This window comes from Frondihabitans sp. Leaf304 (assembly GCF_001423105.1).
In the GTDB taxonomy this organism is placed as follows: Bacteria; Actinomycetota; Actinomycetes; order Actinomycetales; family Microbacteriaceae; genus Frondihabitans.
Window position 1 is genome coordinate 387486 of sequence record NZ_LMNV01000005.1, and the last position, 19803, is coordinate 407288.

The window sequence follows — 19803 nt, forward strand, 5'->3', positions numbered from 1 at the left end:
CGAGGCTTCGCGATGACGCGACTTTTCGGAACCGACGGAGTTCGGGGCCTTGCCAACCGTGAGCTGACGGCCGCGCTCGCCCTGGGTCTTGCCCAGGCGAGCGCGGTCGTGCTCACTCGCGGGCATCACGCCGATGCCCGCCGCGCGGAGGGCCGCCGCCCCACGGCCGTCCTCGCGCGTGATCCCCGTGTCTCGGGCGAATTCTTGGCCGCTGCGGTTGCTGCCGGCCTTGCTTCCTCGGGCGTCGACGTGCTCGACGCCGGAGTGATCACCACCCCAGCCGCGGCGTTCCTCGTCGACGACGCGAGGGCCGATTTCGGTGTGATGATCAGTGCCTCGCACAATCCCGCACCCGACAACGGCATCAAGTTCTTCGCGTTCGGAGGCACCAAGCTTCCCGACGAGGTCGAAGACCGGATCGAAGCGACCATGGACGCCCCGCGGCTGATGCCGGTGGGTGGCGACGTGGGCAGGATCCGCCGCTTCGCGGACGCCGAAGACCGCTACGTCGTGCATCTGCTCGGAGCTGTGAAGAACCGGCTCGACGGCATCCACGTCGTGCTTGACTGCGCCCACGGCGCCGCAGCCGGCGTCTCGCCCGAGGTCTTCCACGATTTGGGCGCCAAAGTCACCGTCATCGGGGCAGACCCTGACGGCATGAACATCAACGACGGTGTGGGCTCCACCCACCTCGACAACCTGGCGGCCGCAGTCCTCGAGCACGGGGCCGACGTCGGCATCGCGCACGACGGCGACGCCGATCGCTGCCTCGCGGTCGACGCCGACGGCAACGTGGTCGACGGTGACCAGATCATGGCGATCCTCGCCGTCGCGATGAAAGAGCGCGGCGACCTCGTTCACGACACGCTCGTCGCGACGGTCATGTCGAACCTGGGTCTGAAACGCGCCATGGCCGCCAACGGCATTGCGATGGTCGAGACCGGAGTGGGCGACCGCTACGTGCTCGAGGCGATGAACGAGCACGGCTACAACCTCGGCGGCGAGCAGTCGGGGCATATCGTGTTCGCCGATCACGCGACGACGGGTGACGGGATCCTGACCGGGCTCTCGATCGTGGCCGAGATGGCTCGCACCGGCAAGTCACTCGCCGAGCTGGCCTCGGTCATGACCGTGTTCCCGCAGATTCTCATCAACGTGCGCGGCGTCGACCGGACCCGCCTCACCGGCGACGAGGTCATCGACGAGGCCGTCGTGGCCGCGGAGCGCGAACTCGGCGACTCCGGACGCGTGCTGCTGCGCCCGTCCGGCACCGAGCAGCTCGTGCGCGTGATGGTCGAGGCGGCATCCCAAGACGACGCCGACCGGATCGCGCACTCGCTCGCGGAGGTCGTGCGGGAGCGCCTGGCTACTGCGGCCGCGTAGGGCGTGCCGCCGGATCCTTCGGTTCTGTCGTCAGATCTTGCGCAGGAGCACGCTCGACACCTTGTGGTCGGCGCCCTTGCGGAGCACGAGTGTCGCACGAGATCTCGTCGGCTGAACGTTCTGCTTGAGGTTCGGCTCGTTGACGCTGCGCCACACCTGGCGTGCGAATTCGAGGGCCTCCGCCTCGGGGATGGCCGCGAACCGGTGGAAGAACGAGTCTTCCTGGCTGAACGCGCCCTCGCGCAGTGATCGGAAGCGTTCGACGAACCAGTTCTCGATGTCGTGCGTGCGAGCGTCGACGTAGACCGTGAAGTCGAACAGGTCGGAGAGCGCGAGGCGACCGCCGATCGGCGGCTGGAGCACGTTGAGGCCCTCGACGATGAGGATGTCGGGGCGGCGGACGACCACCTCGGCCCCCGGCACGATGTCGTACTCGATGTGCGAGTAGAACGGCGCCCGCACCTCTTCGGCCCCGCTCTTAACGTTGGTCACGAACTTCAGGAGTGCGCGGCGGTCGTACGACTCCGGGAAGCCCTTGCGGTCCATGATGCCGCGGCGCTCGAGCTCGGCGTTGGGGTAGAGGAACCCGTCGGTGGTGATCAGCTCGACGCGGGGGGTGTCGCTCCACCGCGACAGCAGTTCGCGGAGCAGGCGCGCGACCGTCGACTTGCCGACGGCGACGGAGCCGGCGACCCCGATGACGAAGGGGGTGCGCTGCGCGCGCTCGCCGAGGAAGTCGCTGGTGGCCCGGTGCAGGTTGCGCGCACCGCCGGCGTAGAGGTTGAGCAGGCGGCTCAGCGGAACGTAGACGTCGCTGACCTCCTGCAGATCGAGCCGGTCACCGAGCCCCCGGAGCTGCACGAGCTCCGTCTCTGTCAGCGGATTCTTCGCCACGGGCGCGAGGGCAGCCCAGTCCGCACGGTCGATCTCGACAAACGGCGTGGGATGGGTGGGAGGAGCGGCGGTGGTCGCATCGGCCATGCGGTACAGGCTATCCATCGCGAGGCGGACGAGGTGCACGGGCACGGTCGAATAGGCTGGCTCGCATGTGTGGCATCGTGGGTTACGTCGGAACGGACAAGAGCGTCGAGGTACTTCTCGGCGGATTGAAGCGGCTTGAGTACCGCGGGTACGACTCGGCAGGAATCGCCATCGTCGACGCCGACGGAGAGCTCGGCATGCGCAAGAAAGCCGGCAAGCTGCAGATGCTGGTGGACGACCTCGAGGCGGCTCCGCTCCGAGACGGCACCACCGGAATCGGGCACACGCGCTGGGCCACCCACGGCGGCCCGACCGATGAGAACGCGCACCCGCATCTCTCCGACGGGGGCCGGCTCGCGTTGATCCACAACGGGATCATCGAGAATTTCTCCGAGCTGAAAGAAGAGCTGCTGCTCGAGGGTGTCCAGTTCGCCAGCGAGACCGACTCCGAGGTCGCGGCGCACCTCGTCGCCCGGGAGTACCGCCGTTCGGGCGACCTCACCGAGGCTCTCCGCGCGGTCGTGCAGCGGCTCGAGGGCGCGTTCACGCTCCTCGTCGTGCACGCCGACCAGCCCGGCGTCGTCGTCGGTGCCCGCCGCAACTCGCCGCTCGTGATCGGGCTCGGCGACGGCGAGAACTTCCTCGGCTCCGACGTGGCCGCGTTCGTCGAGTTCACTCACCGCGCCATGGCGATCGGGCAAGACCAGATCGTGACGATCTCGTCCGAGGCCGTCAACGTCATCGACTTCGAGGGCAACCCCGTCGAAGCGAGCGAGTTCGAGATCACCTGGGACGCCAAGGCGGCCGAAAAGGGCGGCTGGTCGAGCTTCATGGCGAAAGAGATCAGCGAAGAGCCCGAAGCCGTGGCGAACACGCTGCTCGGACGCGCCGTCGACGGCGCCGTTCACCTCGACGACCTCGACGCGATCAAAGACCGCCTGCTGACCGTGAACCGTTTGATCATCATCGCGTGCGGTACTGCGGCGTATGCCGGGATCCTCGGCAAGTACGCCATCGAGCAGTGGTCGCGCCTCCCCGTTGAGGTCGAGCTCGCGCACGAATTCCGCTACCGCGACCCCGTGCTCGACGCGCAGACCCTCGTCGTCTCGATCAGCCAGTCCGGCGAGACGATGGACACCCTGATGGCCGTCAAGTACGCCCGCGAGCAGGGCGCCCAGGTGCTGTCGATCTGCAATACCCAGGGCGCGACGATCCCGCGCGAGAGCGACGCCGTCATCTACACGCACGCCGGCCCGGAGGTCGCGGTGGCGTCGACCAAGGCCTTCGTCGCCCAGGGCACCGCGCTGTTCCTGCTCGGCCTCCACCTCGCGACGATCCGCGGCACGATGACGAGCGCCGAGATCGCCGAGCAGGTCGACGACCTTAAGGCGATCCCGGAGAAGATCTCGCGCGTGCTCGAGACCGGTGAGCGGATCAAGACGCTGGCCGGCTGGATGGCGGATACCCGCTCCGTGCTCTTCCTCGGCCGTCACGTCGGCTACCCCATCGCTCTCGAGGGAGCCCTCAAGCTCAAAGAGCTGGCGTACATCCACGCCGAGGGCTTCGCGGCCGGTGAGCTGAAGCACGGCCCCATCGCGCTGATCGAGCCGGGCCAGATCGTCTTCGTGATCGTCCCGTCGCCCCGCGACCCGCGCTCGCTGCACCCCAAGGTCGTCTCGAACATCCAAGAGATCCGGGCCCGCGGTGCTCGCGTCATCGCCATCGCCGAAGAGGGCGACGCCGCCGTGCTGCCCTTCGCCGACGAGGTGCTGCACATTCCGCTCGCGGCCCCGCTGTTCGAGTCGCTGCTCGCCGTGGTGCCCCTGCACATCTTCGGCATGGAGCTCGCAGCCGCCAAGGGGCTCGACGTCGACCAGCCCCGCAACCTGGCCAAGAGCGTCACGGTCGAGTAAGCGGTGGCCATCGTCGGGATCGGGGTCGACGTGGTCGACGTCGCACGCTTCGGGCGTGCGCTCGAGCGGACCCCGAAACTGCGGTGGCGACTCTTCAGCGACTCCGAACTGGTGCGAAACGGCGAGCCGCGGGCGATCGAGTCTCTCGCGGCCCGGTTCGCGGCGAAAGAGGCGCTCATCAAGGCGCTCGGCGGTTCGGCGGGAGTCTTCTGGCACGACATGGTCGTGGGGGCCGACGACCAGCGGGCTCCCTCCCTCCAGCTCAGCGGCGGGGCTGCGGCGCTCGCCGCCTCCCGCGGAGCCGACGAAATCCACCTCTCGCTCAGTCACGACGCCGGCATCGCGACCGCCTTCGTGGTGGCCGAGCAGACAACACGACAAGGATCCGACGGCTGATGCGTGGCCCACTCGTCTCGATCGATACAGCGGCTCTGCGCCAGAACGTCCAGGTGCTCCGTGCGGCGGTCGCTCCCGCCAAGGTGATGACGGTCGTGAAAGCCAATGCTTACGGGCACGGCGCCGTCGCGTGCGCGCTCGCCTTCGAAGACGCCGGCGTCGACTGGCTCGGTGTTGTCGACCTCGACGAGGCCACAGCGCTTCGTGCCGGCGGGGTGCAACTGCCGATACTCGCCTGGCTGCACGCCCCCGGCGAGACGTTCGAGCGCGCCGTGCAGCATGACATCACCCCGGGCATCTCCGACCTCGCGCAGCTCGAAGCCTGCGTCGCGGCTGGCGTGCCCCGCGTGCACCTGTGCCTCGACACCGGGCTGAGTCGCAACGGCGCGGTGGAATCGGAATGGCCGGCGCTCTTCGACCGGGCGGCCGAACTCCGCGACCGCATCACGGTCGAGGGCGTCATGAGCCACCTGTCGAACACCTCGCCGCAGGAGGACGGGCACCAGATGGCGTCGTTCGTCACCGCCGCCGGCATGCTCGGCGAGCGAGGCATCACGCCGCCGCTGCAGCACCTCGCCGCCTCCGCGGCCTCAGTGTCGTACGGGGCGTCGCGGATCACGATGGTGCGCATCGGCCTCGCGTCATACGGTCTGTCACCCTTCGCCGACCGTTCACCCGGCGACCTCGGCCTCCGCTCGGCACTGACCCTGTCGGCCCCGGTGATCGGCATCAAAGAGGTGGCGGCCGGCGAGGGCACCTCGTACGGCTACACCTGGCGTGCCGAGCGTGACACGCGACTCGCACTCCTTCCGCTCGGCTACGCCGACGGCATCGAGCGGCACGCGGGCAACCGTGCGTTCGCCCTGATCGGCGGCGAACTGCGACCCGTCGTGGGCCGCATCGCCATGAACTCGATGACGGTCGACATCGGGCCCGAGCCGACGGACGCCGGTGCGGCCGTGCACCTCGGCGACGAGGCGATCCTGTTCGGCGACGCGACGGTCGGGCACCCCACCGCATTCGATTGGGCCGAATCGACGGGAACCATCAACTACGAGGTCGTGGCGCGATTGTCGCCGCGGCTGCCGAGGAGCTACCGATGAGCGAGGTCTCACCCGCCGAGACACCGTGGCTGCGACGCGCGACCATCGACCTCGGCGCCTACCGGAGCAACGTCGCGCGCCTGCGCGAGCTCGTAGCGCCGGCCGCGCTAATGGCCGTGGTGAAGGCGGACGGATACGGACACGGCGTGACACACGTCGCGGCGGCGGCCGTGGCTGCCGGGGTGACGTGGCTCGGATCCTTGAGTCTCGAGAACGCGCACGAGTTGCGTGCCTCGGGGATCGGCCCCGAGATCGCCGTCTTCGCGTGGCAGTTCGCCGCGTCGGAGACCTTCGAGCGAGCCGTCGCCGAGAAGATCGACCTGGGGCTGTCGTCGGTCGCGCAGCTCGACGCGGTGGCGCGGGCCGTCGAGGCGATCGCCGAGGCTGCCGCGCCCGACGCCACCGAGGGGCGCTCGGTCGAGCCCGCCCGGGTGCACTTGAACGTCGACACCGGCCTGCACCGCGACGGAGTGCTGCAGAACGACTGGGACGCCGTCGTGACGCGCGCTGTCGAACTGGCGGGCCGGGGGATCCTGGAGCTTCGAGGGGTGTACTCGCACCTGGCGGAGGCCTCCGACGACGAAGACACCGACTCGGCCCTGCTGCTGTCCGAGTCGATCGAGCGGGCTCACGAGCTCGGTGCGCGTTTCGAACTGAGGCATCTGACGGCGTCGAGCGCGGGGATGGAGCGCCCCGAACTGCGGCTCGACATGGTTCGGATGGGGTCGAACACGTATGGGATCCCGGTGACGGATGGCGTCTCGGCCTCCGACCGTGGGCTCACCCCGGTGATGACGCTGCAGGCTCGGGTCGCGCGGGTGAAGCGCGTGGCCGCCGGGACGGGTGTCTCGTACGACTACACGTTCGTCGCTCCGAAAGACACGACGCTCGCTCTCGTGCCGGTCGGGTACGCCGACGGCATCTCGCGGCGGGCTCAGCACGGGGTCACGATCGCGCTCAACGGCAAGCGGTACCCGATCGTGGGCCGGGTCGCCATGGACCAGTTCTTGATCGACGTCGGCGACGACGAGGTGTCGGTCGGCGACGAGGTCACGCTGTTCGGCTCGGGCTCGCAGAACGAACTGACGGTGGGGGAGTGGGCCGACCTCATCGGAACGATCGGCGAAGAGGTGTGCTGCTCGATCGGGGCGCGGGTGCCACGGGTGTACGTGTGATCCTGTTCGACGGCCCTGTGGCCGATGCAACCGCCATGGAGGGTTTCGGCCTGCGCCTCGCCGGGCTGCTTCGGGCCGGAGACCTGCTCGTGCTGACCGGGCCGCTCGGAGCCGGGAAGACGACGATGGCGCGTGGTCTCGGCCGCGGTCTCGGGGTGCGGGGTCAGGTGGCCTCGCCGACGTTCGTGCTCGCGCGGACTCACCCGTCGCTCACCGCGGGCGGAGTGCCGCTCGTGCACGTCGACGCGTATCGCCTGGGTTCGGCGGCCGAGCTCGACGACCTCGACATCGACTACGACGCGTCGGTGGTGGTCGTGGAGTGGGGTGCCGGGCTGCTCGACGGCGTGGCGTCGTCGTGGCTGGACGTGAAGATCTCGCGGCCCGTGGGTGCTGGTGTTGGTGCTGGTGCTGGTGCCGCGGATGATGCAGGCCTTGACGCGATCGATGCCTCCGAGGTGCAGGACGAGCCGCGTCACGTGGTCGTCGAAGCGCACGGGCCGCGCTGGCACGGAGTTTCGCTGGGCTGAGTGGCCGGAGGTTACGCAGGGCGGGGGCATCGACGCGGGCGTGGGCACCTCCCTAGAGGCGTTTTGCGCGCGATCAAATTTGATGCGGCGCAAAACGTCTCTGAGGAGGTGCCGCCACCCGCGAATCAGCTCGGGGTGCGGGGAGGCCGGGCGGGCCCATGATGCGGACTCGGCACCATCAGGATCCGTGGTGCCTTGTCCGCATCGTGGGCGAATACAGTTGACAGATGCTTCTCGCCATCGACACGTCGTCAGGAACCTCGGTGGCGGTGGTCGACCGCGACGGCGGCGTGCTCGCCGAGGTGACCGAGCTCGATACGCGCCGCCACGCCGAGGTCATTGGCGAGTCGATCGCGTTCTGCCTCGATGCGGCTGGCGTCGCTCCGGACGAGCTCAGCGCCGTCGTCGCAGGCATGGGCCCGGGGCCCTTCACCGGGCTGCGGGTCGGCATCGCGGCCGCGCGAGCATTCGCGTTCGGAGCGGGCAAGCCCTGCTTGCCGCTCATCAGCCACGACGCCATCGCGTTCGAGCGGCTCGGAGGGCTGGCCCTGGCGATCAGCGGCGAAGCACCCGATCCCGCCGCCACCGAAACTGCAGCACCCGAGCCCGCAGCACCCGATCCCGCCGCCCCCCTTCTTGTGATCACCGACGCGCGACGCCGCGAGCTGTACTGGAGCGCGTTCAGCGGACTCGACGACGCCGGGCTGCCAGTGCGGCTGGCAGCGCCCGAGCTGGCCCGCCCCGCTGAGCTCGATGAGGCTGTCGCCGGATCCTGCGGTTCGGCCTTCGTCGCTGAGGCGACGCGAACCGACCCGACCTCCACTCCCGTGTCGGCCGCCGCCCTGGGCATGCTCGGCGAGGTGCTGTTCGCCGCCGGGCGTCCGTTTGCCCGCGACGAGCCGCTCTACCTGCGCTCGCCCGACGTCACCGTTCCGGGCGCGCCCAAGAGGGTCTCGTGACGAACGCTGAACCGGTCTACCGGCGTGCCATGGTCGACGACCTCGACGCGATCATGGCGCTCGAGACGGCGCTGTTCGTGAACGACGCCTGGAGCCCCGAGCTGATGGCTGCCGAGCTGGCGAATCCGCAGGGCTTCTATCTGATCGCCGAGCAGGTCGAGAGCGTGGTCGGCTACGCCGGGCTGCTCTCGCCTCGGGGCGCACCGGAGTCGGACGTGCAGACGATCGCGGTGGCGCCCGAGGCCCGGCGACAGGGGATCGCCCGCAGCCTGATGAGCCGTCTCCTCGCCGAGGCGGTGGAGCGCGGCGCCCGCGAGACGTTCCTCGAGGTGCGCGTAGACAACCCCGGCGCGCAGGCCCTCTACGAGTCGCTCGGCTTCGAGGGGATCGCCGTTCGCCCCCGCTATTACATGCCCGACGGCGTCGACGCCCTCGTGATGAAGAAAGACCTGGAGCAAGCCGAATGAGCGCCACCGAACCCCTCGTGCTCGGCATCGAGACGAGCTGCGACGAGACCGGAATCGGCATCGTGCGCGGCCGCACCCTGCTGGCCAACGTCATCGCGTCGTCGATGGACGAGCACGCGCGCTACGGCGGAGTCGTGCCCGAGATCGCTGCGAGGGCCCACCTCGAAGCACTGCAACCGACGCTCGAGGCCGCGCTCGCCGAAGCCGGCGTCACGCTCGGCGACCTCGACGCCATCGCGGTGACGAGCGGCCCGGGCCTCGCCGGAGCGCTCATGGTCGGCGTCGGAGCGGCGAAAGCGCTGGCCCTCGGCGCAGGCAAGCCCCTGTACGCCGTCAACCACCTCGTCGGACACGTCGGCGCCGATGTGCTGCGAGACGACGGCAGCGAGATCGAACTCCCCACCATCGCACTGCTGGTCAGCGGCGGACACACGTCGCTGCTGCACGTGCGCGACCTGCTCGACGACGTCGAACTGCTCGGCGAGACGATCGATGACGCTGCCGGCGAGGCCTTCGACAAGGTCGCGCGCCTGCTCGGGCTGCCCTACCCCGGAGGGCCGCAGATCGATCGGGTGGCGGCCGATGGCGACCCGAAGGCGATCCGCTTTCCACGCGGGCTCACCCTGCCGAAAGACCTGGCTCAGCACCGCTACGACTTCTCGTTCTCGGGCCTCAAGACGGCGGTCGCAAGGCACGTCGAAAAGCTTCAGAACGCAGGATCCGACGTGCCGACCGCCGACGTCGCCGCCAGTTTCCGAGAGGCCGTCGTCGACGTGCTGCTAACGAAGGCGCTCGCCGCATGCGCCGAGCTCGGCGTGCCGCGCCTTCTGCTCGGCGGCGGTGTCGTCGCCAACGCGCGCGTGCGCCAGGTCGCGGCTGAGCGGTGCGCTGCGGCGGGAATCGAACTCAGGATCCCACCGCTCGCCCTCTGCACCGACAACGGCGCCATGATCGCGGCTCTCGGCGCTGAGCTGGCGTCGCGCGGGCGGGCGCCCAGCCCCCTCGGCTTCGGCGCTGACTCGACGTTGCCGGTGACGAGCGCGCAGGCGAGCTGACGCCCGGTGCGTGCGTGCGTGCGTGTGGGTCGGCTAGGGAGCTCGGGGTCGTCTCGGCAATTTGAGAGTGATTTCTGGTCGTCGCCCCGTTTTTCTCCGTGCTTGTGGGAGGCGCCGAACGGATCGCTCTCAAATTGTTGACGATCGGGCCAGGTGAGGCCGGGGCGAGTCAGACCGGAGCTGTCGGCGGTGGCGGAGACTCCTTTTGGGGCCTCCACCCTCTGCCTGGCGGCGGGTACTGTCGGGGATGAACGACCCACGGCCGCGATCACAGACCGGAGCTAGTCACCATGACCGACAACAACTCACACGACCGTCCTTCCGCCGACGACCAGGCGCGGAAAGACTCGCAGCAGCCGCCGAGGTACGAGCCGAACCCGACCTACGGGCAGCAGCCCAGCGGACAGCAGCCGACGTACGGCCAGCAGCCGACGTACGGCCAGCAGCCGACCTACGGCCAGCAGAACGCGCAGCCGCCGGCGTACGGTCAGCAGCCGACTTACGGCCAGCAGCAGTACGGCCAGCAGGCGTATGGCCAGCAGCAGCCGAACCCGTATCAGCCGTACGGCCAGCCCGGTTACGACCGTCCGACCACCAACGGGCTTGCGATCGCGTCGCTGATCACGGGCATCGCTGGGCTCACGATCTTCCCGGTCGTGCTGCCGAGCATCGCCGCCATCATCCTGGCGATCATCGCGCGCGGGCAGATCAAGGCGCGCAACCAGGGCGGCAAGGGACTCTCGCTGGCCGGTCTCATCCTTGGCATCGCAGGCGTCGTCGTCGCGATCGGCATCATCATCCTCGTGATCGTCGCCTTCTCGGCTGGATACTCGAACGGCGACTTCGACCCCTCCTCCTACCCGAACACGTGATCCCGGCACTCTGGAGGCTCGGGCTGCTCCTCGCCCTCCGCTCCAGGGTGCGTCCGGGTGCGCCGGGCACCCTGCCGGCCACGGCGACGCGCGTCATCCTCGGTGTCTGGATCGGTGCGCTGGCCGTGGCGGCGCTCGTCGTCGTGGCGTGCGTCGCCCTGCTCGTCTGGGTTGTCGTCCGGGCCTGAGTGCCGCGCCGAGAGCAACAGCGCCGCGAGATGGCCGTATCTGCGGCTGTGGTGCCGATCGGCGGGAGATCGGGCCATCTCACGCGGCGTCTGAGCTAGGCGCCGGCGCCGAGGTCAGCCGCCGTCACGCGCTCGCAGAGCAACGCCGTGTGTCGGCCCGCAACTCGCGTCAAGATCAGTGTGGCCTCGTTCGCACCCTTCAGCTGCAGCTTCTTGCGGAACGCCGCCGGGTCGACGTCGACCCCGCGCTTCTTGATCTCGACCCGGCCGATGCCGCGCGTCTTGAGCTCCTGGCGCAGGCGCTTCTCGTCGAGCGGGAACGTTTCGATCACGCGGAAGCACTGCGCGAACGGCGTGGCCCGAGCGGTCGCCGACGACAGGTAGGCGATGTCGCGGCTGATCGTATGAGCGTCGAGGGTCCGGGCCAGATCGCCGATCAGGCGTGCCCGGATCACGGCGCCGTCGGGCTCGTAGACGTACTCCGACAGCTCCGCCACGTCGACGTCGTCCGAGTCTCCGGGGGCCGTCATCTCGGAGGGCCCGTCCGGGCCGAAGACGAGTGCCGCGCGGCCGACGCCCGGGCGAGCCAGGGCGCCGAACCAGACGCCGACCTCCACCACGGAGCGGTCGACCGAGATCCACTGGCACTCGGCATCGCTCGGAAGCAGATCGCGGTCGACGCCGGGGCCGAGCTTCACTCCGGTCGGAAAACGCGAAGCGAAGGCGAACGCGGTGTCGAGTGTCGGAGACCACTGACTCGGATCCTGAATTCGTGACGTGTTGGCGTGGCCGGCCGTCCGGCGCGCAGGATCCAGGAACACGCCGTCCACCCCCGCCAGATCCACCTGTTCGGCGTCACCCAGCCGCACCTCGGCGCCGCTCCACGGGGCGAGGTTGTAGGTCGCGACGGCCGCGGTCACCTCGTCGCGGTCGACGGCCAGCACTCCCAGCTCGAGCGCCGCGAACGCCAGGGCGTCGCCGCCGATGCCGCAGCCGAGGTCGGCCACCCGGGTGACACCCGCCCGGCGGAAGCGGCCCGCGTGGGTGGAGGCGACCGCGAGGCGTGTGGCCTGCTCGAGCCCGGCCTCGGTGAAGAGCATGCGCTCGGCGAAGTCACCGAACTTGGTACGACCCTTGGCGCGCAGCCGCGACTGGCCGAGCACCGCGGCGACGAGCTCGGGGGAGTGGCCGGCTTTTCGGAGGCGTGCGACCTGCGACACCACGTCCGCTTTCGGGTCGAAGGCGGGCAGCGAATCGAGCAGCCGCAGCCCCTCGGGCGTGAGGAGCTCGCGGAGCTCGGAGGATTCCATGAGTTCATCGTCGCACCTGGCACTCGGATTGACCGAGTGCCAGCCACGCTCTAGAGTTTGTTCTGGCACTCACACGCGTGAAGTGCCAACCAGAGATTTCCAGAGTCACGCCGCTTGTGAGAAAGAAGAGGTCAACCGTGTCGGTCAACATCAAGCCGCTCGAAGATCGCATCGTCATTCGTCAGGTCGACGCCGAGCAGACCACTGCTTCCGGCCTCGTGATCCCCGACACCGCCAAGGAGAAGCCCCAGGAGGGCGAGGTCGTGGCTGTCGGACCGGGTCGCATCGACGACAACGGAAACCGCGTTCCCCTCGACGTCGCCGTCGGCGACAAGGTCATCTACTCGAAGTACGGCGGAACCGAGGTGAAGTACTCGGGTGAAGACCTGCTGGTGCTCTCGGCCCGCGACGTGCTGGCGGTCATCGTCCACTAGGTCGAAGCCCCCTGCGAAGGGCCCCGTCTCACTGGAGACGGGGCCCTTCGTCGTTGGCGCTCCCGTGCCGGGGTGTGGCAGTCCGGAACCCCTCCGATGACGGAGGTCGTCGATAGTCTTTCCCAGTGAAAGACGACATCGGCACCGCCCGTTCCGGCCTGATCTACGCGGTCATCGCCTACGGCCTCTGGGGTGTGCTGCCGGTGTACTTCCTGCTTCTGCGGCCCGCAGGCGCCGTCGAGATCGTGGCGTGGCGGATCCTCTGGTCTCTCGTCTTCTGCGGGGTGCTCCTCGCCGTCACGCGCTCGTTCGGCCGTTTCGTCGCCCTTCTGCGCGATCGCAGCATCGCCGGCACATTAGGGCTCGCCGGGGCGTTCATCGTCGTCAACTGGACCACCTTCATCTTCGCGACGCTCTCCGGGCACGTCGTCGAGGCAGCCCTCGGCTACTTCATCAATCCGGTGGTGACGGTGCTGCTGGGCGTGCTGCTGCTGCGCGAACGCCTGCGGGTGCTCCAGTGGGTGGCCGTCGGAATCTCACTCGTCGCGATCCTGGTAATCGCCATCGGCTACGGCCGGTTCCCGTGGATCTCGCTGATCCTGGCGTTCTCGTTCGGCTTCTACGGTCTGATCAAGAAGAGGGTCGGCGGCCGGGTCGACGCGGTCAGCGGCCTGAGCATCGAGACGCTCGCACTGGCAGTGCCCGCTGCCGTCGCACTTATCGTCGTGAGCGCGACCGGCTTCACCTCGCAGACCGGCGGCCTCGCGTTCGGCTCGTCGGGCACGCTGCAGACCGTGGCGGTGGTCGGCACGGGCGTGATCACGGCTGTTCCGCTGCTGCTCTTTGCGAGCGCGGCACGGCGGCTACCCCTTTCGACGCTGGGGTTGACGCAGTACATCGCCCCCATCCTCCAGCTGATCGTCGGCGTCGCCCTCCTGCACGAACCGATGACGACCGCTCGGTGGATCGGATTCGCGCTCATCTGGGTGGCCCTCGTCGTGCTCAGCACCGACGCCGTCCGTGCGGCCAGGCGCGGTCGACCCGAGCCCGCAGTCGGTATCGCCGCCGACGAACCGCAGAAGCACGCAGGTGATTCATCACGAATTGCTAACGAAACCGCAAGGTGACGCCCGCAACACACGGTCGAAACAATCTGCACATAGGTTCTAACCCATTCACACGGTTGGGCCGCGCACCATCGCGCGGCCGCATCACCACCGTCAAGAAAGGGTTCACGGATGATCCGATCCATCACCGCCCTCAAGGGACTAGCCGTCATGGGGGCAGCCTCCATGCTCCTCGTGGGCTGTTCCTCGACAGGGGCAACGCCTTCCAACACGTCGTCAGCGTCGTCGACCACGAAGGCCGATCCGGCCGCCAGCTGCAAAAAGCCGTCGGCCCCGAGCACTGACGCGATGAAGATCGGCACCATGCTGCCGCTCACAGGTTCGCTCGCGTACCTCGGCCCGCCCGCCATCGCCGGCGCCGGGCTCGCTCTCGAAGACATCAACAAGGCCGGCGGCGTCGTCGGCAAGCCCGCCGAGATCTCGACCGCAACCGACTCCGGCGACTCGACCGACCTCACCGTCTCGAGCGCGGCTGCCGCCAAGCTCAAGGCCGCCAAGGTCTCCGTCGTGCTCGGCGCAGAGTCGTCCAGTGTCACGCTGAACGTGGTCGACCAGATCACCGGCAGCTGCACCATCGAGATCTCGCCCGCCAACACGGCGTCGACTCTCTCGGGCTACTCGTCGTACTACTACCGCACCGCACCGCCGGACTCGGTCCAGGGTTCGGCTCTCGGCCAGCTCATCGTCAACGATGGCGCCGCCAAGGTCGCGTTCCTCGTCTTCAACGACTCGTACGGCACCGGCCTCCGCGATTCGACCCAGGCCGCCATTGAGGCGGCCGGCGGCTCGGTCGTCTACGGCGGCAAGGGCAAGAGCCAGGAGTTCCCTCCCGGTCAGACGACCTTCTCGTCCGAGGTGACCGCGGCGCTCGCCGCCAAGCCCGACGCGATCGTCATCCTGGCCTTTGACGAGACCAAGTCGATCGTTCCCGAGCTCGTCTCGCAGGGCGCCAACCTGTCGACCGTCTACATGTCGGACGGCAATACGGCCGACTACTCGAAAGACTTCAAGGCCAAGACCCTCGCGGGCGCCCAGGGCACCATCCCCGGCGCGCAGCCGAACGACAGCCTCAAGAAGCGCCTCAACACCTGGTACAAGACGAACAACGGCAAGGCGCTCAGCGACTACTCGTACGCGGCTGAGTCGTACGACGCGATCATCCTGACCGCTCTCGCCGCCGAAGCTGGCAAGGGCACCGACGCTCCGACGATCCAGTCGAAGATGGCCGCTGTCTCGGGTGCCGACGGTGGTACGAAGTGCACCACCTACGCCGAGTGCAAGAAGCTCCTCGACGCGGGCACGGACATCCAGTACACGGGCCCCTCGGGTATCGGACCGTTCAACGAGAACAACGACCCGTCGAGCGCCTACATCGGCATCTACAAGTTCGACAAAGACAACAAGCCGGTTTACCAGAGCAGCATCCAGGGTGACGTGAAGTAATTCACCACCCCTGACACAGAGGGCCCGGCGGGAGCGATCCTGCCGGGCCCTTTGGCGTGTGCTGCGGGGATCGGCTGCGGGCTGCGCTGCGCGGCTGGCTGAGACCCGCCTGGCCGTCAGAAACCCGCACAGCCGGCATGAACAGCACGCCTAGCCGCGGCGTCCGTGCCGATCGGCGAGCGTTCGTGCCGGTCGTGGGGGTTTCAGAGCGGCGGGGGCAGGATCCTGCGGTCCGCCGCTCAGCCAGCCCTCGCGGCGCCTTAACTGCCGAGTGGCGGCATCTGCCGCTCCGGCCGAAGCCGAAGTCGCAGATGCCGCCACTCGGGGCAGGCGGGCGGGGTTACTCGCCGTCGACGTCTTTCGCCAGGGTGCCGAGGTAGAGCTCGATCACCTTCGGGTCGTCGGCCAGCTCGCGACCCGTGCCCGAGTAGGCGTTGCGGCCCTGGTCGAGCACGTAGCCGCGGTCGCAGATCTGCAGGCAGCGGCGGGCGTTCTGCTCGACCATGATCACCGAGACGCCGGCCTTGTTGATGCGACGGGTGCGGATGAAGGTCTCGTCTTGACGCACGGGGGAGAGCCCGGCACTCGGCTCGTCGAGCAGCAGCACCTTCGGGTCCATCATCAGGGCTCGTGCCATCGCGACACTCTGACGCTCGCCACCCGACAGCGAGCCGGCGCGCTGGTCGCGACGGTCTCGGAGCACGGGGAAGAGATCGAAGATGACGTCGAGGCGCTCCTCGAACTTCTTCGGGCGGAGGAACATGCCCATCTGGAGGTTCTCGACGATGGTCAGCGACGGGAAGACATTGTTCGTCTGCGGAACGAACCCGACACCGGCCTGGACCAGCTTGTTGGCCTTCAGATTGGTGATGTCGCGGCCCGCAAGCGTGACCGACCCGGAGTGGATCTTGACGCCGCCGAACAGCGCCTTGAGCAGCGTCGACTTTCCCGCGCCGTTCGGCCCGATGATGCCGATGAGCTCGCCCGGATAGCAGACGAGGTCGCAGTCGTTCAGGATGTTGACGCCTGGGAGGTAGCCGGCGACGAGGTGCTCAGCGCGCATGATCGGCTCCTGGCCGGCGAACTTCTCCGTGCCCTTGTGGGTGCTGGTGTCGAGGATGCTCATGCTTTGCCTTCCGATGCCTTGCCGTCTGCGCCGTGCTCGGTCTCGGCCCGGGCGGCGTCCTCTTCTTTGACCTCGGCCTCGAGCTCTTCGAGTGAGTCGTCGGTGAGGAGGGAGTCGTCACCGAGGTCGGTGTCGTGGTGGGCGCCGAGGTAGGCGTCGATCACGGCCTGGTTGTCCATCACCGTGTCGGCGGGCCCCTCGGCGACGATCTTGCCCTCGGCCATGACGATGACCCAGTCCGAGATGTGCCGAACCATGTGCATGTCGTGCTCGACGAAGAGGACGGTGGTGCCCTCGTCGCGGAGGCTCTGGATGTGCCCGAGCAGCGACTGCGTCAGCGCGGGGTTCACGCCGGCCATGGGCTCGTCGAGCATGATCATCTCGGGGTCGCTCATGAGCGCCCGAGCCATCTCGAGGAGCTTGCGCTGGCCGCCCGAGAGGCTGCCCGCGTAGTCGTCCTTCTTCTCGTAGAGCTTGAAGCGCTGCAGCAGGTCTTCGGCCTTCGCCTCGATCTCGGCCTCGCGCTTCTTCCAGAGCGGCTTGACGATCGCGATGAAGAAGTTCTCGCCCGGCTGGTCGCGCGCTCCGAGGAGCATGTTCTGCATCACCGTCAGGCGCGAAAGCGCCTTGGTCAGCTGAAACGTGCGCACCATGCCGCTCTTGGCGACCTTCGCCGCGCCGACCGCGCCCATCGCCTTGCCGTCGAAGACCCAGCGGGCGGTGCCCTCGCCCCGGTTGGTGAGCGACGGAGCCGAGTTCGGCTTGTCGAAACCGGTGAGGAGGTTGAAGAACGTGGTCTTACCGGCGCCGTTCGGGCCGATCAGCGCGGTGATGGCGCCGCGCTGCACCTCGACGTGCTGCACATCGACGGCCGTCATGCCCCCGAATTTGCGGATCACATTGTCGACGGTGAGGATCGGGTTCGGTTTGGCGGATCCTGGTTGTTCGGAGACGGTCGCGAGCTTCTTGCGAAGTTCGACGCGGTCGTAGTCGTAACCGGGCTTCAGGTTGGTTGTGGTCTCAGACACTGAACGACAGCTCCCTCTTATTACCCAGGATTCCCTGTGGTCTGAAGATGATCAGGCACATAAGTGCGATTCCGACGAGAACGTACGAGAACTGCACGGTCTGCTGGGCTCCCATGATCGAGTCGGGGATGAAATCCTGCGCCAGCGTCTGGATGAGCAGACGCATGACGAAGAACAGGATCGCGCCGAGCACGGGGCCGAAGACGGTCGCCGCGCCACCCAGTAGCAGCGCCGTGTAGATGAAGAACGTCGTCGAACGACCGAGGCCGTCCGGCTGCACCGACGACGGCAGCACGTAGATGATTCCGGCGATCGCGCCGATCACACCGCCGAGCACCAGCGCCTGCAGCTTGTAGCTGTAGACGTTCTTGCCCAGGCTGCGAACTGCGTCTTCGTCTTCGCGGATGCCCTTGAGCAGGCGACCCCACGGGCTGCGGGCGAGAGCCCAGATCAGCAGGAGGAAGAGGGCGACGAGGCTCCAGCCGACGATGCGGATCCACCAGCCGTTGACGCCGTTGTTGTCGTACGTGAACCACAAGATGGTGGTCGTGCCGTTCGGCAGGGGCGAGAGGGCGGTGAAGGCGCCGTTGTACGAGTTGCCGGTGATGCCGTTCGATCCGCCGGTGAGATCGGTGAGGATGCTCGAGCGGCCGACCATCCGGATGATCTCGGCGGCCGAGATCGTGACTATCGCGAGATAGTCGCCCCGCAGTTTGAGCGTCGGTAGACCGAGGATGAACGCGAAGACGAGCGCGCAGAGCATGGCGACCAGGACGGCCGCGAAGATCGGCAGACCCCGCTCGACCGCGATGGCGAAGCCGTAGGCGCCCAGCAGCAGGAACGCCGCCTGACCGATGTTGAGCAGACCCGCGAAACCGAAGTGCACGTTGAGGCCGATCGCCGCGATGGCGAAGGCGGCCGTCGTCGGCGCGAGCGCCTGGACGGTCAGGGATTGGAAGAGATTGACGATGTAGTCCATGAGTTGTCTCCCTTAACCGATGCGCTCGCGGCGGCCGAAGATGCCCTGCGGCCGGAACAGCAGGATGAGGATGAGGATGAGGAGGGCCGTCGCGTACTTGAAGTCACCGGGGAGCACGAGGTTCGTGAGCTCAACGATGATGCCGACGATCATGGAACCGACCAGGGCGCCGAACGCCGTGCCGAGGCCGCCGAGGGTCACCGCGGCGAAGATCAGCAGAAGGATCTGCAGACCGGTCTGCCAGTTCACCCCGTTCAACACGAGGCCGAGCATGACGCCCGAGAGGCCGGCGAGACCGGCGGCGACAGTCCACACGAGGCGGATGATCCGGTCGACGTCGATGCCGGAGGCGGCGGCGAGCGACGGGTTGTCCGAGACCGCGCGGGTGGCACGGCCGGTGCGGGTCTTCAGGAGGAAGAAGCCGGCGCCGGCGAGCACGACGATCGAGATGCCCATTGCGACGTACGACTGGATGGTCAGCGTCACGCCGCCGATCGTCACCGTCTGGGGGTTGGCGGTCGAGATGCGCACCGTGGCCGCGCCGTAGAAGTACTGGAACGCGTACTGCAGGGCGATCGAGAGACCGATGGTGACGATCATGAGCTGCGTCAGGCTGAGCCGCTTCTTGCGCAGCGGCTTCCAGATCAGGGCGTCTTGGAAGAACCCGGTGGCCGCCGAGATCACCACCGTGACGACCGCGGCGAGGATGAGGTTGAGCCCCAGCACGTTCGCGAACGTGTAGGCGAGCAACCCGCCGAGCGTCACCTGCTCGCCGTGGGCGAAGCTCTGGAGGCCGGTGGTGCCGTAGACCAGCGAGAGGCCGATGGCAGCGAGGGCCAGAAGGAGGCCGAGCCGGATCCCGGAGACCGCCTGCTGGGCGAAGCGCTGCCAGGTGACGTCGTTGGTCGCGGCGTTGTCGATCGTTGCGCCCTTCGTGGTCGTCAGCTGGAAGAGCGTTCCGGCCGACGAGCCGAGACTCACCTGGACCTTGCGGTCGTTCGTGCCGGCGTTCGCCAGGAACTGCCCGCTCGGCAGGGTCGACTCGTCGAGCGACACGGTGTAGGTGCCCGCCGTCTTGGCCGGAATCACCCAGCGGCCGACCGCATTCGTCGTGCCGGTGAGGGCATCGCCCGACTCGGGCTTCGCCGAGATGGTGACGCCCTCGGCGGGCTTGCCGTCGCTGGTCTTCAGCGTGCCCTGGATGCACGCGGTCGTCGCGTCGGCCACACAGGTCGTGGTCGCCGCCTGCGCCGAGGTCGGCGCGAGCACGAGCGAGGCGAGGCTGGCCAGCAGCCCGAGCATCAGCAGTGATGCCACGACGACCAGCGAGTGGCGGG

The 19803-nt window shown here is 68.2% G+C and carries 20 protein-coding genes; 14 read left to right on the forward strand and 6 right to left on the reverse strand.

What is annotated here, in order from left to right:
* Positions 1-12: 12 nt before the first annotated feature.
* The gene (glmM, locus tag ASF54_RS15340; protein ID WP_055965041.1) at positions 13-1383 is read left to right on the forward strand and encodes a phosphoglucosamine mutase; all 1371 of its coding nucleotides are present in this window, start codon (positions 13-15) and stop codon (positions 1381-1383) included.
* Between the two features lie 30 nt (positions 1384-1413).
* On the opposite strand, the gene coaA is transcribed toward glmM, so the two are convergent.
* Complete coding sequence (gene coaA / locus ASF54_RS15345; RefSeq protein ID WP_055965469.1) at positions 1414-2364, reverse strand: type I pantothenate kinase; 951 nt, start codon at positions 2362-2364, stop codon at positions 1414-1416.
* Between the two features lie 65 nt (positions 2365-2429).
* On the opposite strand from coaA, the gene glmS reads away from it, so the two are divergent.
* The 10 genes from glmS (at position 2430) to ASF54_RS15395 (ending at position 11019) form a co-directional block, all read left to right on the forward strand.
* Positions 2430-4277: a glutamine--fructose-6-phosphate transaminase (isomerizing) gene (gene glmS, locus ASF54_RS15350; RefSeq protein WP_055965044.1), complete on the forward strand. Its 1848-nt coding sequence runs from the start codon at positions 2430-2432 to the stop codon at positions 4275-4277.
* 3 nt (positions 4278-4280) lie between these two features.
* A complete protein-coding gene (locus ASF54_RS15355; RefSeq protein WP_233572915.1) occupies positions 4281-4673 on the forward strand; it encodes a holo-ACP synthase in 393 nt (130 codons plus the stop codon).
* Positions 4673-5776, forward strand: coding sequence for an alanine racemase (alr, locus tag ASF54_RS15360; protein WP_055965046.1), 1104 nt, complete (start codon positions 4673-4675; stop codon positions 5774-5776). The genes ASF54_RS15355 and alr (ASF54_RS15360) overlap by 1 nt, the downstream gene beginning before the upstream one ends.
* Positions 5773-6951: an alanine racemase gene (gene alr, locus ASF54_RS15365; protein WP_055965049.1), complete on the forward strand. Its 1179-nt coding sequence runs from the start codon at positions 5773-5775 to the stop codon at positions 6949-6951. The genes alr (ASF54_RS15360) and alr (ASF54_RS15365) overlap by 4 nt, the downstream gene beginning before the upstream one ends.
* Entirely contained in the window at positions 6948-7478 is a 531-nt protein-coding gene (gene tsaE, locus ASF54_RS15370) for a tRNA (adenosine(37)-N6)-threonylcarbamoyltransferase complex ATPase subunit type 1 TsaE (RefSeq protein ID WP_268761024.1), read from the forward strand. The genes alr (ASF54_RS15365) and tsaE overlap by 4 nt, the downstream gene beginning before the upstream one ends.
* A 227-nt stretch (positions 7479-7705) precedes the next feature.
* On the forward strand, positions 7706-8437 hold the full coding sequence (gene tsaB / locus ASF54_RS15375) for a tRNA (adenosine(37)-N6)-threonylcarbamoyltransferase complex dimerization subunit type 1 TsaB (protein ID WP_055965052.1): 732 nt from the start codon (positions 7706-7708) through the stop codon (positions 8435-8437).
* Complete coding sequence (rimI, locus tag ASF54_RS15380; protein ID WP_235481102.1) at positions 8434-8904, forward strand: ribosomal protein S18-alanine N-acetyltransferase; 471 nt, start codon at positions 8434-8436, stop codon at positions 8902-8904. Before tsaB ends, rimI begins: the two co-directional genes overlap by 4 nt.
* Positions 8901-9959: a tRNA (adenosine(37)-N6)-threonylcarbamoyltransferase complex transferase subunit TsaD gene (tsaD, locus tag ASF54_RS15385; protein ID WP_055965058.1), complete on the forward strand. Its 1059-nt coding sequence runs from the start codon at positions 8901-8903 to the stop codon at positions 9957-9959. The genes rimI and tsaD overlap by 4 nt, the downstream gene beginning before the upstream one ends.
* A 290-nt stretch (positions 9960-10249) precedes the next feature.
* Positions 10250-10831 (forward strand): DUF4190 domain-containing protein, encoded by a 582-nt coding sequence (locus ASF54_RS16975; protein WP_055965061.1) that lies wholly within the window; start codon positions 10250-10252, stop codon positions 10829-10831.
* Positions 10828-11019 carry a hypothetical protein gene (locus tag ASF54_RS15395; protein ID WP_055965064.1) on the forward strand — a complete coding sequence of 64 codons (192 nt, stop codon included), beginning with the start codon at positions 10828-10830 and terminating at the stop codon, positions 11017-11019. The genes ASF54_RS16975 and ASF54_RS15395 overlap by 4 nt, the downstream gene beginning before the upstream one ends.
* A gap of 95 nt (positions 11020-11114) precedes the next feature.
* On the opposite strand, the gene ASF54_RS15400 is transcribed toward ASF54_RS15395, so the two are convergent.
* Positions 11115-12329, reverse strand: coding sequence for a class I SAM-dependent methyltransferase (locus ASF54_RS15400; RefSeq protein ID WP_055965067.1), 1215 nt, complete (start codon positions 12327-12329; stop codon positions 11115-11117).
* 137 nt (positions 12330-12466) lie between these two features.
* Here ASF54_RS15400 and groES point away from each other — a divergent pair, with 137 nt between their 5' ends.
* The 3 genes from groES (at position 12467) to ASF54_RS15415 (ending at position 15333) form a co-directional block, all read left to right on the forward strand.
* Positions 12467-12763 carry a co-chaperone GroES gene (gene groES / locus ASF54_RS15405; RefSeq protein WP_055965070.1) on the forward strand — a complete coding sequence of 99 codons (297 nt, stop codon included), beginning with the start codon at positions 12467-12469 and terminating at the stop codon, positions 12761-12763.
* 125 nt (positions 12764-12888) lie between these two features.
* Positions 12889-13890, forward strand: coding sequence for an EamA family transporter RarD (gene rarD / locus ASF54_RS15410; protein WP_055965073.1), 1002 nt, complete (start codon positions 12889-12891; stop codon positions 13888-13890).
* A gap of 111 nt (positions 13891-14001) precedes the next feature.
* The gene (locus ASF54_RS15415) at positions 14002-15333 is read left to right on the forward strand and encodes an ABC transporter substrate-binding protein (protein WP_055965076.1); all 1332 of its coding nucleotides are present in this window, start codon (positions 14002-14004) and stop codon (positions 15331-15333) included.
* Between the two features lie 340 nt (positions 15334-15673).
* Here the strand turns inward: ASF54_RS15415 and ASF54_RS15420 are convergent, their stop codons facing one another.
* From ASF54_RS15420 to ASF54_RS15435, 4 genes are all read right to left on the reverse strand, one after another.
* A complete protein-coding gene (locus ASF54_RS15420) occupies positions 15674-16396 on the reverse strand; it encodes an ABC transporter ATP-binding protein (protein WP_370275166.1) in 723 nt (240 codons plus the stop codon).
* A gap of 59 nt (positions 16397-16455) precedes the next feature.
* Positions 16456-17487: an ABC transporter ATP-binding protein gene (locus ASF54_RS15425; protein WP_084816343.1), complete on the reverse strand. Its 1032-nt coding sequence runs from the start codon at positions 17485-17487 to the stop codon at positions 16456-16458.
* Complete coding sequence (locus ASF54_RS15430) at positions 17480-18466, reverse strand: branched-chain amino acid ABC transporter permease (protein WP_055965080.1); 987 nt, start codon at positions 18464-18466, stop codon at positions 17480-17482. Before ASF54_RS15430 ends, ASF54_RS15425 begins: the two co-directional genes overlap by 8 nt.
* Positions 18467-18478: 12 nt before the next feature.
* Positions 18479-19803: branched-chain amino acid ABC transporter permease (locus ASF54_RS15435; RefSeq protein WP_084816344.1), on the reverse strand; the 1325-nt coding region annotated here is incomplete at its 5' end.

What these genes read in the sequence shown, in the direction of transcription:
- ASF54_RS15400 (WP_055965067.1), bottom strand. Translation starts at nt 12,329, where the DNA reads ATGGAATCCTCCGAGCTCCGCGAGCTCCTCACGCCCGAGGGGCTGCGG.
- ASF54_RS16975 (WP_055965061.1), top strand. Translation starts at nt 10,250, where the DNA reads ATGACCGACAACAACTCACACGACCGTCCTTCCGCCGACGACCAGGCG.
- glmM (WP_055965041.1), top strand. Translation starts at nt 13, where the DNA reads ATGACGCGACTTTTCGGAACCGACGGAGTTCGGGGCCTTGCCAACCGT.
- tsaB (WP_055965052.1), top strand. Translation starts at nt 7,706, where the DNA reads ATGCTTCTCGCCATCGACACGTCGTCAGGAACCTCGGTGGCGGTGGTC.
- alr (WP_055965049.1), top strand. Translation starts at nt 5,773, where the DNA reads ATGAGCGAGGTCTCACCCGCCGAGACACCGTGGCTGCGACGCGCGACC.
- alr (WP_055965046.1), top strand. Translation starts at nt 4,673, where the DNA reads ATGCGTGGCCCACTCGTCTCGATCGATACAGCGGCTCTGCGCCAGAAC.
- coaA (WP_055965469.1), bottom strand. Translation starts at nt 2,364, where the DNA reads ATGGCCGATGCGACCACCGCCGCTCCTCCCACCCATCCCACGCCGTTT.
- ASF54_RS15415 (WP_055965076.1), top strand. Translation starts at nt 14,002, where the DNA reads ATGATCCGATCCATCACCGCCCTCAAGGGACTAGCCGTCATGGGGGCA.
- ASF54_RS15420 (WP_370275166.1), bottom strand. Translation starts at nt 16,396, where the DNA reads ATGCGCGCTGAGCACCTCGTCGCCGGCTACCTCCCAGGCGTCAACATC.
- ASF54_RS15430 (WP_055965080.1), bottom strand. Translation starts at nt 18,466, where the DNA reads ATGGACTACATCGTCAATCTCTTCCAATCCCTGACCGTCCAGGCGCTC.
- tsaD (WP_055965058.1), top strand. Translation starts at nt 8,901, where the DNA reads ATGAGCGCCACCGAACCCCTCGTGCTCGGCATCGAGACGAGCTGCGAC.
- glmS (WP_055965044.1), top strand. Translation starts at nt 2,430, where the DNA reads ATGTGTGGCATCGTGGGTTACGTCGGAACGGACAAGAGCGTCGAGGTA.